At 61.1% G+C, this 16181-nt stretch carries 9 protein-coding genes; 2 read left to right on the forward strand and 7 right to left on the reverse strand.

Annotated features, from left to right (window positions below; genetic code table 11):
- Positions 1-38: 38 nt before the first annotated feature.
- The gene (gene leuS, locus AArcS_RS15440; RefSeq protein ID WP_238478311.1) at positions 39-2894 is read right to left on the reverse strand and encodes a leucine--tRNA ligase; all 2856 of its coding nucleotides are present in this window, start codon (positions 2892-2894) and stop codon (positions 39-41) included.
- Between the two features lie 316 nt (positions 2895-3210).
- The gene (locus AArcS_RS15445; protein ID WP_238478312.1) at positions 3211-4263 is read right to left on the reverse strand and encodes a hypothetical protein; all 1053 of its coding nucleotides are present in this window, start codon (positions 4261-4263) and stop codon (positions 3211-3213) included.
- 426 nt (positions 4264-4689) lie between these two features.
- Here AArcS_RS15445 and thrC point away from each other — a divergent pair, with 426 nt between their 5' ends.
- Complete coding sequence (thrC, locus tag AArcS_RS15450; protein ID WP_238478313.1) at positions 4690-5946, forward strand: threonine synthase; 1257 nt, start codon at positions 4690-4692, stop codon at positions 5944-5946.
- Positions 5947-5985: 39 nt separating this feature from the next.
- Here thrC and AArcS_RS15455 read toward each other — a convergent pair whose 3' ends face one another.
- On the reverse strand, positions 5986-7326 hold the full coding sequence (locus AArcS_RS15455) for an MFS transporter (protein ID WP_238478314.1): 1341 nt from the start codon (positions 7324-7326) through the stop codon (positions 5986-5988).
- 170 nt (positions 7327-7496) lie between these two features.
- Between AArcS_RS15455 and AArcS_RS15460 the strand changes: the two genes are divergently transcribed.
- Positions 7497-8384 (forward strand): universal stress protein, encoded by an 888-nt coding sequence (locus tag AArcS_RS15460; protein WP_238478315.1) that lies wholly within the window; start codon positions 7497-7499, stop codon positions 8382-8384.
- Between the two features lie 167 nt (positions 8385-8551).
- Here AArcS_RS15460 and AArcS_RS15465 read toward each other — a convergent pair whose 3' ends face one another.
- From AArcS_RS15465 to serA, 4 genes are all read right to left on the reverse strand, one after another.
- The gene (locus tag AArcS_RS15465; RefSeq protein WP_238478316.1) at positions 8552-10480 is read right to left on the reverse strand and encodes a PAS domain-containing sensor histidine kinase; all 1929 of its coding nucleotides are present in this window, start codon (positions 10478-10480) and stop codon (positions 8552-8554) included.
- Positions 10481-10645: 165 nt separating this feature from the next.
- Positions 10646-12544 carry a sensor histidine kinase gene (locus AArcS_RS15470; RefSeq protein ID WP_238478317.1) on the reverse strand — a complete coding sequence of 633 codons (1899 nt, stop codon included), beginning with the start codon at positions 12542-12544 and terminating at the stop codon, positions 10646-10648.
- The gene (locus AArcS_RS15475) at positions 12537-14450 is read right to left on the reverse strand and encodes an ATP-binding protein (RefSeq protein ID WP_238478318.1); all 1914 of its coding nucleotides are present in this window, start codon (positions 14448-14450) and stop codon (positions 12537-12539) included. The genes AArcS_RS15470 and AArcS_RS15475 overlap by 8 nt, the downstream gene beginning before the upstream one ends.
- An 89-nt stretch (positions 14451-14539) precedes the next feature.
- A complete protein-coding gene (serA, locus tag AArcS_RS15480; protein WP_238478319.1) occupies positions 14540-16129 on the reverse strand; it encodes a phosphoglycerate dehydrogenase in 1590 nt (529 codons plus the stop codon).
- Positions 16130-16181 lie beyond the last annotated feature (52 nt).

Here is a 16181-nt window from a genome sequence, read left to right on the forward strand (position 1 = left end):
GCTGATAAACGGGACGGGCGGATCGGATCCGTGTCGCGCTATTCGAGATGGATCGCCGGTCGGAAGGGCACCGCAGCCGAGGCCTTGTCGTCGGGGTCCTCGATATCGTCGCCGTTCTCGGCGTAGACCGTCACGTCGGCGTCGAACTCATCGGCGAGGAACGGGGCGGCTTCCCCATAGACCGCCAGTTCGTCGATCTCACGGAGGGCGGCCAGCGTCTCCTCGTCGCGCTCGCGGACGAACTCGACCAGATCGCCGACGAGGTCGTTGACGTCGTTGCCCTTCTCACGGAGTTCGGGCTCTTGCATAACCTCGCCCATCACCGCTCCGACATCCGGACCGGTCTCGATGACCTGTTCAAGGACGTCGCGTTTCCAGTCGGCGGGGGCGTAGACGCGGATCCGATCGGGATCGGTGCCGGTGACGTCGACGATGTCGGCGACGTCGTCGTACAGCGTCTCGATCAGTCGCTCCTCCGCGAGGGTGCGCTCGTTCCGGTAGTCCTCGTCGACCTGCGGCCACGGGGCCTCCTCGGCAGGCGTCCCGGTGAGCTGTTCGTGGAGTTCGTTCGCCAGGAAGGGCGTGAACGGTGCGAGCAGTCGCAGCCGCGTTTCGAGGACGTGCTGGAGCGTCCACTGTGCCCCCGGTCGGTCGAGGTCAGTCCGGCGGCGGTACCACTTGAGATGTTCCTCGAAGCCGTAGAACGCGGTCTGGCTCGCCGTTCTGGTCTCGAAACGTTCCATCGCGTCGGTCGTCGTTTCGACCGTCTCCTGGAGCCGGGCCAGTAGCCAGCGGTCAATGTGTTCGAGGTCTGGCTCATCCGCAGGGGCGTCGGCATCGATCAGCTCCTGAGCGCGCTGCCAGAACCGATCGAGCTGGTCGCGCGTGCTCTCGACCTGTTCGGCACGCCAGTCGTAGTCCTGCCACGGCTCGGCGGAGTTGAGCAGGAAAAAGCGCACGGTATCCGCGCCGTATTTTTCGATTGCGTTCGAGGGCAGAACGACGTGGCCGCTCGAGGAGGACATCTTTTTGCCCTCAAGCAGGCCCATCCCCATCGAGGTAATCCCCTGAGGCCACTCCGGCTCGTCGAATAGCTCGGCGTGGTGGAACAGATAGAAGCTCAGGTGGTTCGAGATCAGATCGTTGCCCGAGCAGCGGTAATCGACTGGATACCAGTAGTCCCACTCCTCGCGCAGGTCGAGCGCGGTGTCGTTGGGGCTGTCAACCGCGTCGGCACCGTAAAACAGCGTATCGAAGAACTCCCGGTCCATCTCCTCCGGCGGGACGTCGTCGAGCCGGTGAGCGATAGTGTAGTAGGCCATGTAGATCGTCGAGTCCGAGAGCGGCTCGATAACGAAGTCGTCGTCCCACGGGAGTTTCGTCCCCAGCCCGTAGTTTCTGATGCAGGGCCACTCGTTCAGCCAGTCGACCGTGTGGTCGTACTGCTCGCGAGTGTTCTCGGGGATGGCGTCCAGCCCGGCAATCGCCTCGTGGGCTTTGGCCTTCCAGTCGGCATCGTTGTACCGCAGGAACCAGGTGTCCTGATACGCGACGACGACTTTCCCGCCAGCACGGGAGACGACCGGCTCGGGGAAGTCATAGAGCTGTCCGAACGCGCCACGCTCGCGGAACGCCGCCGCCAGCTCCTCGCGGACGTCCTCGATGACACGGCCCGCAAACTCGCCGTACTCCTCGTGGAGCTCACCGGTGTGGAACTCCCTGTTGTACAGCTCTTTGGTGACCTCGGACAGTCCGGGATCGTCACTGGACTCGATCCCCGCCGATTCGACGGCGTCCTTTGCCGGGATCTCACCGTACCCCTCCACATCGAGGATTGGGACCGGTTCGATCCCCCGGACCGCGTCGGGATCGATCCCGTACTCGCCGAGCTCGTCGGCCCGCGCTTTGACTTCCTGCAGCGCAACGTAGTCGTCCGGGCTGTGGGCCGGAACGGACATCACGACGCCGCTCGCGCTGTCGGGATCGACGAAGTCGGCTGGCAGAATGAGCAGATCATCGCCAGTCACGGGGTTCTCGACGGTGCGGCCCACCAGCTCATCACCCGTGAACTCCTCGTGAACTTCGACCTCGCGGTCCTGCAGGGCGAGCTTCTCTGTCGCCTCGACGGAGACGATCCACTCCTCGCCGTCGACGGTCGCAGTGGCGTACGTTTCGGCGGGGTTGACGAAGGCGTTGGTGACGCCCCGAACGGTCTCGGGCCGGAGCGTCGCCATCGGAATCGTCGTTCCGTCGTCGGTCGCGGTGAAGTTCACCAGTGTATACTCCTGATACTCGACGTCCTCGCCTTCGAGCAGGTCGTGAGTCGTCACCGGGTTCTCCTGTTCGGTGCAGTACTTGACCGGGTGCAAACCCTTCTCCAGCAGCCCGCGCTCCTTTAGCGTCTCGTACTGCCAGGTGATGAACTTCGAGTAGCGCTCATCGTTGGTGGTAAACTCCCGTCGCCAGTCGATCGAGAGCCCGAGCTCCTTCATGTTCGACTTGTAGAAGTTGTCGATGAAGTACCGGGCAAAGCCCATCGGCGTCTCCAGGTTCTGCAGTTCGTCTTCAGGGACGTTGTACGTGTTCGTCAGGACGTCAAGCTGGTCGGCCTCGCCCTTTTTCAGGCGTTCGACAGCGCCGACGATCGGCGTGCCGGTGACGTGCCACGCGATCGGGAAGAGCACGTTGTCGCCCTGCTGTCTCCGATAGCGCGCGTAGACGTCAGGGACGGTGTAGGTTCGGACGTGGCCGACGTGCATCCCGCCGCTCGGATAGGGATAGGGGACGGTGATGAACGTCGCTTCCTCGTCGGCCGCGGGATCGGACTCGTACTGGCCCTGCTCGGCCCAGCGCTCCCGCCATCGCGCTTCGACTGTCTGCGGGTCGTAGGTCATACAGTACCGTTTTGCCGGACCCCGTAAAAACACTACCAACTCGTTCCCAGCCCCGCCGGGGAACGCCCGGACTCCTCAGGGCACGCAACCAACATCAGCCGGAGAAATATACGTTCCGCAGTTGCGCGGCGTACTGTCGGCCCCACTGTTTGGGCTCGACGCAGAAGGACAATACAGCATCGACGTTGTAGCACCTACACAGTGAAAGACTGCTGGCCGACCCCGAACATCCGATCAGCAGGCCAGAGCCGGGATACACGCGATCACCGTGTCTGCATCGCCGTATTCAGCGCCGAAAACGAGCGAGTGGATGAGATCAAGTGAGTGGGTAATCCGGGTCGTAGATTAACCCTTCGCGGACCTCCTCGTCGATTTCGACGGGTGTCAGCTCGCCCTGTTCCACGTCCAGCGCCATGTAGTGGTCCTCCCCGACCTCGTTGAGATAGAACCCCGTCGCCTCCATCATCGCCTCGACAGTCTCGTTGTGTCCGTTTTCGCGGTAGAAGTCTTCTTGTTCCGCTATCAGTTCTAATGCATCTCGGGTGAACCCGACTTCATCGATCCCTGCTGGGAGATACGTATCGTTTAGTTCGCTAAAATTTTCCCATGCTTCGTCGCTTATTTCTGACTCAGGTTCTAGTACTCTCCAGTCTAGTGCGGAGATATTGTTGCTGGTGCTGGGGTTGTACATTCCTTTCAGGTTTCTTCTACCGCTAACCATGTTTTCCGTACTGTCTTTATCAACTTCTCCATGAATTAAGTAGTAGTCACTTTCATCTTCAGCGTCGCTTGGAGGACTTAAGAATACCTCTTTTACCCATTCTGGTTGTTCTTCTGTTCCTGTGTTTAAGAATGCTTCTCCGAGTGTTGCGTTCCCTACTGCATCTCTTTCTAGGATGAATACTTCTTCTGGATCTATTTCGTATTGGTTGTGTATTCCGTGCCTTGCTGCATCGATAAAGTTCATTCCGTCCTCGACTGCGTCTTGGTCTCGTGGGAATTGTATGGTTTGTGCGTAACGAGGTACTGCTTCTCGTACTATTTCGTAGGTAGTTTCATTTCCATCCAGTCCGGAATTTATGCTACTCTTATTTGTTCTGCCGTCTACTCTTTCGGCTAGGCTTGTGTTTTCTCCCGGTATTTCGGTTTCTTTGTAGTGTTCTAGGAATTCTTCGGCGGCGTCCCAATCATCGTCTGCATCCTCGTTTTCGGCTTCCTGCGACTGGTCGGTCGTGTTGCCGCCATCGTCGCTCGGAATTGTTTCGTTCGAACTGTCGGGATCGTCGTCAGCGCTCGTACACCCGGCTAGCCCGACCGTTGCGATTGTGCCGGTCGAGTAGAGGAATCGGCGGCGGTCGAATTCGGACACGTGATGCTCACCAGTAAGTACAATACAGTTGAAATTTCAGTTTTATAAACGTTCGGGTGGCGGTGCTCAGTTGGTCGTGGAACGACCATACCGGCCGAAACATGGCGATTAGGAGGGTCGCTCTCCAGGGCTGTGGGAAAGACATGTTTACGAGTGACACACGGACCGTCGACAACCTGGAGACGGCGGTCGAGGGGTTTGCGGACCCGCTGGCCGCGCTCGCGGACGCCGACGGGCACCGCGGGGAGTTCGCCGCCGAAACATCTCTGTCCCATTATCGGTCACGGTCTCACCAACCGGTTCTGGGATCTGATCGATCTCGTCGTCCTGGGCCGGGGCGTCCAGCAGGACGCAACCGGGGTATCCCCGGAGGCCACAGCCGTGAACCCGCGCCGTTTTTCCCATTGCGGTGCTATCACACGGGTAATGAGCATGAAACTCGACGCGCCGGCAGAGGACGTGCCGCCGGAGGCCGAGGACGGCGTCTGGCTGTCCTGCATCGCCTGCGATCACACCCTCGCACCCTTCGACGACGTCGTCTTTACCTGTCCCGAATGCGACGGGCTTCTCGAAGTGCGCTACGCCGATCTCCCCACCTTCGAGGACTTCGAGGGCACCGGCGTCTGGCGCTACGACGACGCCCTGCCAGTCGAGATGGGCGTGACGATTCAGGAGGGCAACACGCCCCTGTACGAGGTACCTGAACTGGAAGCCGAAACCGGCGTCGAGCATCTCCACGTGAAACACGAGGGGATGAACCCGACGGGCAGTTTCAAAGACCGTGGGATGACCGTGGGCGTGCAGGTCGCCAGTCGCCTCGGCGTCGACCGGCTCGCTTGCGCGTCGACCGGCAACACCAGCGCCGCGCTGTCGGCCTACGGTGCGCGCTCCGAACTGGAGACGCTCGTACTCCTCCCTGCAGGAAAAGTCGCCGCGGGGAAGGTCGCCCAGGCCAGCCTCCACGGCGCGCGCATCCTCGAAGTCGACGGCAACTTCGACACCTGTCTGGACATCGTGCAGGACCTGGCGATGAGCGGACACGTCTACCTGCTGAACTCGTTGAACCCCTTCCGGCTGGAGGGTCAGAAGACCATCGGCCTCGAAATCCTCGAACAGTGTCAGGACCGAACGGGCGCGTACCCCGACCGGATCGTCCTCCCGGTCGGCAACGCGGGCAATACGAGTGCGCTGTACAAGGCCTTCCGCGAGCTCGTCCAGTCGGGCGCGCTCGACGAGAGCGAGGTCCCAAAACTCACCGGCGTGCAAGCCGAGGGAGCCGCCCCGATGGTCGAAGCCGTCGAGGAGGGCAACGACGAGATTCGACGCTGGGACCACGTCGAGACCCGTGCGACGGCGATCCGGATCGGTAACCCGGTCAACGCGCCGAAGGCGCTCCCCGGAATCCGCGAGACCGGCGGCACGGCCGTCGCCGTCTCCGACGACGAGATCACTGACGCGCAGCGCTCGCTCGCCGAGGAGGGCGTCGGCGTCGAACCAGCCAGTGCGGCCTCGATTGCTGGCCTCCGCAAACTCCGCGATCAGGGCGTGGTCGGGAGCGACGAAAACGTCGTCTGCCTGACGACCGGGCATCTGCTGAAAGATCCCGAGGAGGCCGCCGCCGCCGGGAGCGATCCGGAGCCGGTCCCGGGCGATACCGAGGGTGTCCTCGATCATCTGGAGTGACGGCGACGGCCAGTAGGACGGGAAACCGACCGGTATCGGTCAGGCACCGACCGCGTGATAACTGAATTTCGTGTACATGAAGACAGAGAGGACGGCGCACAGCACCCCCAGAGCCGCGATGACGACGAAGCCAGTCGCGTACCCCGAAACGCCGTAGTAGTCGACGAACAGTCCCAGTACTGGTGGGATGAGAAAGCCGCCGAACGCCCCGATCCCCCCGACGATGCCTGAGGCACCCCCGACTGCTTCGGGGACGTACATCGGTACCAGCTGTGTTGCTGCGGCGTTCGCGATGCCGACACCGGTCGCCAGAAACAGCATGGCTGCTATCGACACACGGAACCCGTCCGCAATCATCACCAGCACTCCAGCAGCCCCAATCACTGAGAAGCTGACGGCCGAGACACGTTCGCCACCGACTCTGTCGCTCAGGAACCCACCGGGGATACGTATGAACGTCGCCAGCAGTGTGAACCCGAGCGCGGTGAGGACACCAGCGGTACGAGGATCGACACCGTGAAACGAAACCCAGTAGGACGGGTACCATACCGTCAGGGCGAGAAATCCGCCGAGAGATGTAAAATACAGGGTGACCAGCATCCACGTCCGTGACATGGTCGCTGCCTCGCGGATCGATCCCCATGCGTCCTCGCTCGGGAATATCTCCTCGCCGAGTTCCCTGCTCACCTCTCGGGCCCTCTGTGGATCGAGGCCCTGTCTTTTCAGCTGGAAATAGTACGGGTCGGCCGCGGTCGCCGCATACACGAGTATCCCACCGACAAGGAAGAAGATCCAGACGAAGTAGGTGGTTGTGAGGCCGAGGACGCCGATGAGTATCGGCAACAGTATCGTGAAGATTCCCGGCGAGCTGTTGCCGAGTCCAGCGTAGATAGCCAAGGCACTACCCTGTTCTTCGCTCTGATGCCAGTAGGAGGCCTGTGTAAGCCCCACCGAAAAGGTACCAATACCGCAGCCGCTCAACGCACCCAGAACGAATATGAGCGGATAGTGACGCGCACTAAGCCCCTCGATCCCGACGAAATGCAGCATCGCCGAAAAGCCGATCATCCCGATCGCGGACAGACCGAGCAACGTAAGAAACGGCTTCCGTGGACCGACATCGTCGGCCCACGCTCCGGCCGGAATTCGGATGAGAGAGCCGATCAGGTTTGGCGCACCGACCAGTAGGCCGAGGAGTACCCCCGACAGACCCAGTGCCTGTTCGAACTGTTCGGCGGCTGGACCGTACATCACGACGCCAGCGAAGCCGATAAAGAAACCGAACGTCGCACCGACGAGTCCCCTGCGTGGGGACCCCCGAACGGATATCTCGTCAGGGATATCGTAGTTTTCCAAGTCCCCATCCGTCGGATCCGTCATTGCTACCGTGGTTGTCGACCGAACATAAACATATTTGGAAGACGAATCATACGCTGGGAGGATGGTGACTACCCGCGGCGGTTGGGCCACCCACGCTCGCGACCGTCTGCGTTCCCGTCGGCTGATAAAATGATTTAGGACGTACCCGGAGAGAGTACCAACAACGGACTATGTACGATACCGTCTTGGTTCCGACCGATGGCAGCGACATCGCGTCCATCGCCGGAGAGGTGGCGATAGCCGTGGCAGCTCGGTTCGATGCGACCATCGAGGCGCTGTACGTCTCCACGGACGGTTCGCCCGAACCGTCACCTGACGCTCAATCAGAGGCCCGGAATCGACGGGGACAGGACGCCCTGGCGAAGATCGAGAAACGAGCAGCCGACGCTGCCGTCGAGAGTACGACCGCGCTCGTCGAGGCAAACGGGTCTGATCCGATCTATCGAACGATTCTCGATTACGCCGACTCCAGCGATACTGATCTCATCGTCATGGGGACACACGGTCGGACTGGTGTCGGCAGAATCGTGCTCGGAAGTGTCACAGAACAGACGCTGCGTGAGTCGCCAGTCCCCGTGATGGCGCTCCACGAGAATACCGCATTCTCGGGCGATTTCGACTCTCTGCTCGTCCCAACTGATGGCAGCGATGCCGCCGAATCCGCTCTGGACCACGGTATCGAACTCGCGCTTACCACCGGCGCAACGCTCCACATAATCAGCGTCGTTGATGTCGGTGCCGTTGCGGGAAGCTACAACGTCGAGGGTGTCGCCGACAAATTAAGAGAAGGCAGCAACGAGGCACTCGGGACGGCAGTCGAGCGCGCGGAAGACGCAGGCGTCTCGTCGATCGAATCGACCGTGTTGACGGGTGCGCCCGGACGGTCGATCTGTGAGTACGCCAACCAGCACGGTATCGATACCATCGCAATGGGAACGCGTGGGCTGACAGGCGTCGAACGCCTGGTTCTCGGATCCGTCACGGAGCGAGTTGTCCGCCGTAGTCCCGTCCCTGTCATCGGAACGAAAGCCACCATCACATCGGACCATACGTCGTGAACCCATCACAGGAGCATGCTGCCAACGGCAGCACGCGTGAACCGTTTTCCCCGCAGGGAGAGCTCCTGACTGTCAGAACAGTCCTCGCCACTCGGTCGGGTTTCGGCCAGTAGGTAACTCTGTTATCGGTTCGGAGAGAGATGTCGTATAGAACCGAAGACAGCAGCCTACCGGGTTCTGATCTCGAAACGCGCACCACCGGACTCGCTGTCGACGAGATCAACCTCCCACCCGTGGGCGCTCGCTATCACTTCAACGATTCGAAGTCCGAACCCGGTACCGTCTTCGTGGGTCGTGTAGCCACGATCGAATACGTCCTCTTTCTCGTCGTCCGGGATGCCGATCCCATCGTCAGCGACGTAAAAACCGTCCTCGAGACCGCCGACGGTGATCCGGACGTGCTCGGTATCGCCCAGGTTGTGTTGAGTGGCGTCTTGCTGAGCTTGCGAAGCTGGACTCGAAGCGTCTCGTGCTTCGGCCTCCTGAGGTGTGTACGAGTCAGGGCTCGTGGAGCCATGCTCCACGGCGTCCTGCTGAGCGTGCGAAGCAGGGTTCGCGTAGCTGTGCTCCACGGCATCCTGCTGAGCTTGCGAAGCAGGGTTCGTAGAGCCGTGCTCTACGGCATTAGAAAACAGGTTCTCCAGGAGTTCGAGCAGCCGGTCACGATCGGCGTTGATGCTTCCGACATCGTCTTCGACGACGAGAGTCGCCTCCGCAGTGTCGAGTGTGTCCCACGCGAGTGCAGCAGCGTCCGCAATCGACTCCGGACCGACCTCACCGACGATCTCGCCGTCCCGCGCGAGCGTCAGCAGGTCATCGCTCATCCGGTCGATCCGGTCGAGCGCCGCTTCGATTTCCCCGACAATCTCGGGATCGGCATCCAGCAGTTCGAGATAGCCCTGTGCGACCGAAAGCGGGTTTCGGAGGTCATGAGAGACGATTCCAGCGAACTCCTCTAGACGCTCGTTCTGGTTCGACAGCCGTTCTTTCCGCGCAGCACTATCGAGGGCTGTTCGGACGTTTGCAGCGAACACTTCGGCCAGCTCTACCGCGGATTCGTCGATACCCTCCCCAGTATCGACAACGCCGAGCGCACCGTGGTGGCCAAGCGGGAACGCGACGCAGGCCGGCGTATCGAGCTCGTCGACTGTGTCGTATGGACGGGGTTCCTCGGTGGCTTCCACGGCGACCGCCTCTCGGAGCTCAGAGGAGGCCTCTAGCGTCGACGTACACTGCGCGAAAGAGTCGATTCCAGCCCCAGGAGCTGTCTCGAACGAAAGTTCCCCACCAGCATCCGAAATAGCAAGGACGACAGTGGGCATATCGGGGACAGCGGTCGGGATCTCGGTCGCCACGTCGACGATTTCGTCCCGGCTCTCCGACGCAACGAGCCGACGACTGGCAGTATGAACGGTATTGAGCATCTTCTCGTGGCGACGTTGTTCGGTTACGTCGCGCGTCGAGCCCACTATACCGACGACCTCACCGCCATCGTCGCGGCGCGGCGCTTTCGTCGTACTGACCCACCGTCTTCGACCATCGTCATCGGTGTACTCCTCAACCTTGTTGACGATCGGCTCGCCCGTTTCCATGATCGCCACTTCCTCCTGGCGGAGGTCCATCCCGATGTCAGGAGCGAGTTCGAAGTCCGTGAGCCCGATCAGTTCCTCGCGTGAAAGACCGTAGTGATCCGATTTCGCCTCGCTTACCGCCGCGAACTGGCCGTATTCGTTTTTGACAAATACGCGATGCGGGATATTATCGAGGAGGTCATCGAGCAGCACCGCTTCATCGGCAAAGGGCTCGATCTCCCCGGCCGCATGGAGGAGGCGTTCCGCGACGAGATCGACAAAGGTGTCATCAGTCCAGTCCTTCGATGGGAGACAGATGACATCGTCCGCACCGGAACGTTTTGCCGTGCGGGCGAACCCATCCGAGGCGTCGACTGCAACCGCAACCACCGTAGCCGACCCAACGTTGTCACTGACCCGACGAACTGCCTCGATGCCGTCGACGTCCGAACAGTCCGGAACGACGATACAGTCCGGATCGGCCGACTCCGGCACGGATATCGAGTCGACGTGCCGGATTGTCACGTCATCGCTCAGCCCCTCAAGCGCATGATCGACCTGTGTGAGTACCCCCGCTGGATCGGCTACAAGGACGGTTGCTGAAATCGTATCACCCCCAGTGATCTGGTTAATGTCTATAATTCAATGATAAAAAACTGTCGTGTTACTATCCTCCATGGGAGTCGGGAACTACCTATCGGTCGTGTCAATCTCGAACCGAGCACCTGTGTCCGAGAGTGCGGCGTCGTCGACCGATACCGACCAGCCGTGCGCCTCCGCAAGCGTCCGAACAATATAGAGGCCGAAGCCGGTTCCAGTATCACTGTTTGTATACCCTTGCTCGAACACTTTCGCTCGCTCCGTCTCGGGGATTCCCGGTCCGTCATCCTCGACAAAGAAGCCGGTTGGCGTCGTCCCGACAGTTATGACGACGGGCGAGTCCGTGGGCCCTGAGCCGTGCTCGACACTGTTCGTGAACAGGTTTGCCAGCAGCTCGACGAGACGATCACGGTCGGCCTCGATCTGAGCGTCCCCCGAAACGACTTCGAGTGAGACCCCTGGTGTCGAAACCTCCTGCCAGGCTGAACGAGCCACCGCATCGAGCGAGACGGGGGTCGTTTCGCCGACAACCTGTCCCTTCTTGGCGAGTGTCAGCAGTTCGTCAGTGAGTCGCTCCATCCGGTCGAGCGAGTGACGGATCTCATCTTTACTCTCGTCGTCGACCTCGGTCTGCGGAAGATACCCCTTTGCTATCGAGAGGGGGTTGCGGATGTCGTGGGAGACGATCCCGGCGAACTCTTCGAGTCGTTCGTTCTGTCTGGCGAGTTCCTGCTCGCGGGCGCGCAGTGCTTCCTCGTGGGTCATGCGTGAGAGTGCTGTCTCGACGTTGGCCGCCAGCACGTCGGCCAGATCGATTCCGAACTCATCAAGCGAGTCGCCGGTCGCACCAAAGCCGAGGACGCCATGGTCCCCCAGCGGGATAGTGACCACGTGCGGTTCAAACTCGGAGACGTCCTCGATCTCAGTTTCCGTTCGAACGACGGGGGCAGCATCGTTGGATGGGAGATGGATAAACTGCGAGTCCCCGGTCTCGAACGCGTGCTGGCACCACGATCTCTGTGCATCGAATACCGCAGAGCTGTTCGCGGTCTCCCCGGTGCAGACCGGTTCGACACCGTCATCGGCGACGAGTAATACCTGTACGACGGGGAGGTCAGGGATGTCGTCCGCGATATCGACGACGATCTCAGCGATCTCCTCGCGGGACTGGGCACTCATCAGATCGCGACTCGCCGCGTGGAGGGCATTGACCATCTGCTCCTGGCGCTTCTGATCCGACACGTCGACCGCCGTTCCGATAATTCCGACGACTGTATCGTCGCTGTCGTAGCGCGGCGCTTTGGTGACGTTGATCCAGCGATCGGATCCGGCCTCGTCGGTATAATGTTCCGTCCGATTGATAACCGGGTCTTCCGTCTCCATGATCTCCGATTCTTCGGCCCAGAGATCACGGGCGTACTCCGGTGAGAACAGCTCCTGATCGGTGAGACCGATCATCTGTTCGCGGGTAAGTCCGTACTCTTCGGCCGCAATGGAACTGGCTTCTGCGATCCGGCCGCGGTCGTCCTTGATAAAGACCTGATGTGGTAGATACTCCATCAGTGAGTCGAGCAGCTCGCTGTCGCTGGCGAACTCGCCACCTTTGCCAGCAGCATAGCGAAGCCGCCGGTCGGCCGCAACCGGCATGTCCTCGTCGATCCTGACCTCCGGCGGGAGCGACATGACATCGGCGGCACCGGTATCGAACGCTTCGGAAACGAAGTCGGTTCCGGGATCGTTGGCTATGACGACGACCGGAACATCGGGAAGTCGCAGCCTGACCATCGATAGCTGGCTCGTGCCCTCGATACCGGCGTCAGCATCGTGACACACCACAGCGATGTCGGGATCGTGATCCGCGATCCCGTCGGGGGCCGGGACAGATTGGACAGTCGCTGCATCGTCGACGCCGTCTAACGCACGCTCGACCTGGTCGAGTGTCTCGGAGGCCCCCACGAGGAGCACGTCGAGTGGGGGTCGATCAGTCATCCGTTATCCCCACGAACTCGAACCGAGCACCGGTTTCGGCGTGTTTCGCGTCGGTCACTTCGACAGTCCATCCGTGGGCCTCGGCAAGCGTCTCGACGATATACAGGCCAAGCCCGGTACCGCCACCGTCGGAAAACCCCTGATCGAAAACACTGGGTTTGTTTTCGTCCGGAATGCCAACGCCATCATCTTCGAGATAAAACCCGTCTTCGAGCACGCCGACGGAGATCCGGACGGACGAGTCGGAAGTCGTGGAGTTGTGCTCGATCGCGTTTCTGATCAGGTTCTCGAACAGTTCGGCCGTTCTCGCGGGATCGGACTCGAAGCTGACACTCTCGCGAACGTCGAGTACAGCGCCGTCAGTGTCGACGCTTTGCCATGCGTCCTCGATAACCGCCCGGAGCGAAACCTGCTCCGTATTACCGATGATCTGGCCCTGGCGAGCGAGCGTCAGCAGTTCGTCCGTGAGTTGTTCCATGCGGCCGAGCGCCCACTGGACCTGTTCGGCGCTCTCATCAGTGGTGTCGAACATCTCCGCGTACCCCTGTGCGACCGACAGCGGGTTGCGGAGGTCGTGGCTGACGATGCTGGCGAACTCCTGTAGCCGCTCGTTCTGTCTGGCCAACTCGCGCTCACGCCGTCGGATGGCGTCTTCGCGAGCAATACGGTCCAGCGCGGCTTCGGCGTTTGCCGCGAGCACTTCCATGAGATCGATACTAAACTCGCTGAGGGTGTCATTCGTCGACCCGAATCCGAGGACGCCGTGATTACCGAGTGGAAGCGTAACGGCGATCGGGTCGACCCCCCTGGCCGCCTCCGATTCCGCGTACCCGACGACCGATGAGGCGCTCCCCCCGGAGAGTTGAACGATAAACTGCAGTTCGTCGGTCTCGTAGGCGCGATCGAACCACTGGGTGTAACGATCGTAAATCGACGGCGTATCGTCGGCGCGACTGGTCGCGGCGATCCGCAGGGAACCATCGGTCGAATCGGCGAACAACACGTCGAGAACGGGAAGATCAGGGATGTCTCTGGCGATCTCGACGGCAGTCGTGGCGACACCGTTCTCGGTCGTCGCGGAAACGAGTTCGCGGCTCGCAACGTGGAGGGCGTTCATCATCTCCTCGTTACGTTTCTGTTCGGTGATATCCCGTGCAGTGCCGATGATGCCGACGACTTCCTCTCCGTTGGGGCCGTATCGTGGAGCCTTGGTTGTGTTGACCCACCGCTCTCTCCCCTCGTCGTCGACGAACTGCTCGACGTTGTTGATCATCGGCTCCTCGGTCGCCATAATCTCGTCTTCCTGCTCGCGCAGGGCACGTGCGGTCTCCGGATCGAACAGATCGTAATCCGTCATCCCGATTAGCTGCTCGCGATCGGGCTTGTGTTCACGAACGGAGACATCGCTGATCGCGGCGATCCGGCCGACATCGTCCTTGATGAACACCTGATGTGGGAGATGCTGCATCACGGAATCGAGCAGTTCGGTGTCGGTCTGGAACGACTCTCCTTTGCCCGCTGCGTGGCGAATCCGACGCACGGTCACGACGGGACGGTCCGTATCGATCCTGTTTTCCGGTCCAGTACAGATCACGTCGGTCGCACCTGCTGCCAGCGCGTTGGTGACGTAGTACGCAGTTGGATCGATGGAGTGGATAACAACTGGGACCGAGGGAAGTTCCTCGTGAACCGCATGCATGAGATCGATTCCGTCGACACCCCTGGTCCGATAATCGATAACAACCAGACAGTCGGGCTCGATGGTGGTCGTGTCGAGTTCATCGACGGACGAAACGGTCTCGACGGTGATCGTTTCATCAGTCTCACTGAGTGCACGCGAAAGCGGCCCAAGCTCGTCGATCGGATCGACGAGCAGCACAGTCATCGGCTCGAAGGCGTGGGCCATAGGTGTCGTCTCCTTCCGATTTATAGCCCAGCATAAAAACAGTGACGGACCTTATTAATCGGGATTAAGAGAGGAATAAACGACAGAGCTCAGTCGTCCCGGCCGTCGAGTGTGATCTGGCGGATCTCGATGATGCGTGGGTCGTCTTCGAGCTCCTGTCGGAGTTCCTCGGGGATTCCCTGATCAAGGTTGTACACCGACAGTGCCTCGCCGCCGATCGTCTCGCGGGCGTTGAACATTCCGGCGATGTTGACGTCGTGATCGCCGAGTACGCTACCGATGTAGCCGATCACGCCGGGTGCATCCTCGTTGCGGGCGACCAGCATGTGACCGAAGGGGATTGCGTCGACGCGGTAGCCGTCGATCCGGACGATTCGGGGGTCCTCGCCTGCGAACAGCGTCCCCTCGACAGTGATCTCCTCGTCACCATCGCGGACGGTCACCGCGACGAGACTCTGGAAGTCCTCTGTCTGTCGGCTCTTGGATTCGGTTACGTCGATGCCACGCTCCTCGGCGATCGAGGGGGCATTGACCGCGTTGACGCGCCACTCCAGCGGCGCGAAGACGCCTTTCAGTGCGCTTGCGGTCACGAGATCGACGTCCTCCTCGGCGATCTCACCTTCGTAGGCGACTTCGATCGCTGAAATTCGGTCGCCGAGCAGTTGTGCGGCGACCTTTCCAGCCGTGTCGGCCAGATCGAGATACGGCTCGACGCGCGGGAAGGCGCTCTCGTCGATCGACGGTGCGTTCAGCGCGTTGATTACGGGTTCCCCGTGGAACGCGGCGACGACCTGATCCGCAGTCGAGACGGCGACGTTCTCCTGAGCAGCCTCGGTGCTCGCACCCAGATGTGGCGTCACGATGACGTCCTCGACGTCGAGCAGCGGGTTATCGGCAGTGACGGGCTCCTCCGCGAAGACATCGACTGCCGCCCCGGCCATGACGCCCTCGTCGACTGCACGGGCGAGTGCGGCCTCGTCGACGACGCCGCCACGGGCACAGTTGATCAGGTAGCCGTCTTCGAGTTTGGCGAGTTCGTCGTCGCTTAACAGGTTTTCGGTCTCGTCGGTCAACGGGACGTGGACCGTCAATAGATCAGCGCGTTCGAGACAGTCCTCGAGTTCGGCCAACTCCGCCCCGATCTGCTCGGCCCGTTCCTGACTGATATACGGGTCGTACGCGACGAGATCCATCCCCAGCGAGGAGAGCTTCTTCGCGACTTCCTGACCGACACGGCCGAGTCCGACGACGCCGAGCGTCTTGCCGTTGACCTCGGTGCCGAGGTAGTCACCCTTGGCCCACTCGCCGTTCTTGAGGCGCTGGTGTGCCTGCGGGATCGAGCGAGCCGTCGCAAATGCCATCGCGACCGAGTGTTCAGAGGCCGCCCGGACGTTACCCTCGGGGGCGTTGGCGACGATCACGCCGTGATCCGTGGCCGCGTCGATATCGATGTTGTCGACGCCGATCCCGGCGCGACCGACGATGACGAGGTCCTCGGCTGCGGCGAAGACCTCCTCGGTGACATCGGTGCCCGAGCGGACGATTAGCCCGTTCGCGTCGGCAACCGCTTCGAGCAGGGCCTCACCCTCGACATCGTAGGCCGTTTCGACCTCGTGGCCCGATTCACGGATCCGGTCGAGTCCGGCATCCGCGATGGGGTCTGTTACGAGTACCTTCATGCCCGAGGGATTGCTCGGAGTAGGGATAACGCTTTCTTCATCGCCGCGATCG

This window comes from Natranaeroarchaeum sulfidigenes (assembly GCF_017094485.1).
Classification (GTDB): Archaea; Halobacteriota; Halobacteria; order Halobacteriales; family Natronoarchaeaceae; genus Natranaeroarchaeum; species Natranaeroarchaeum sulfidigenes.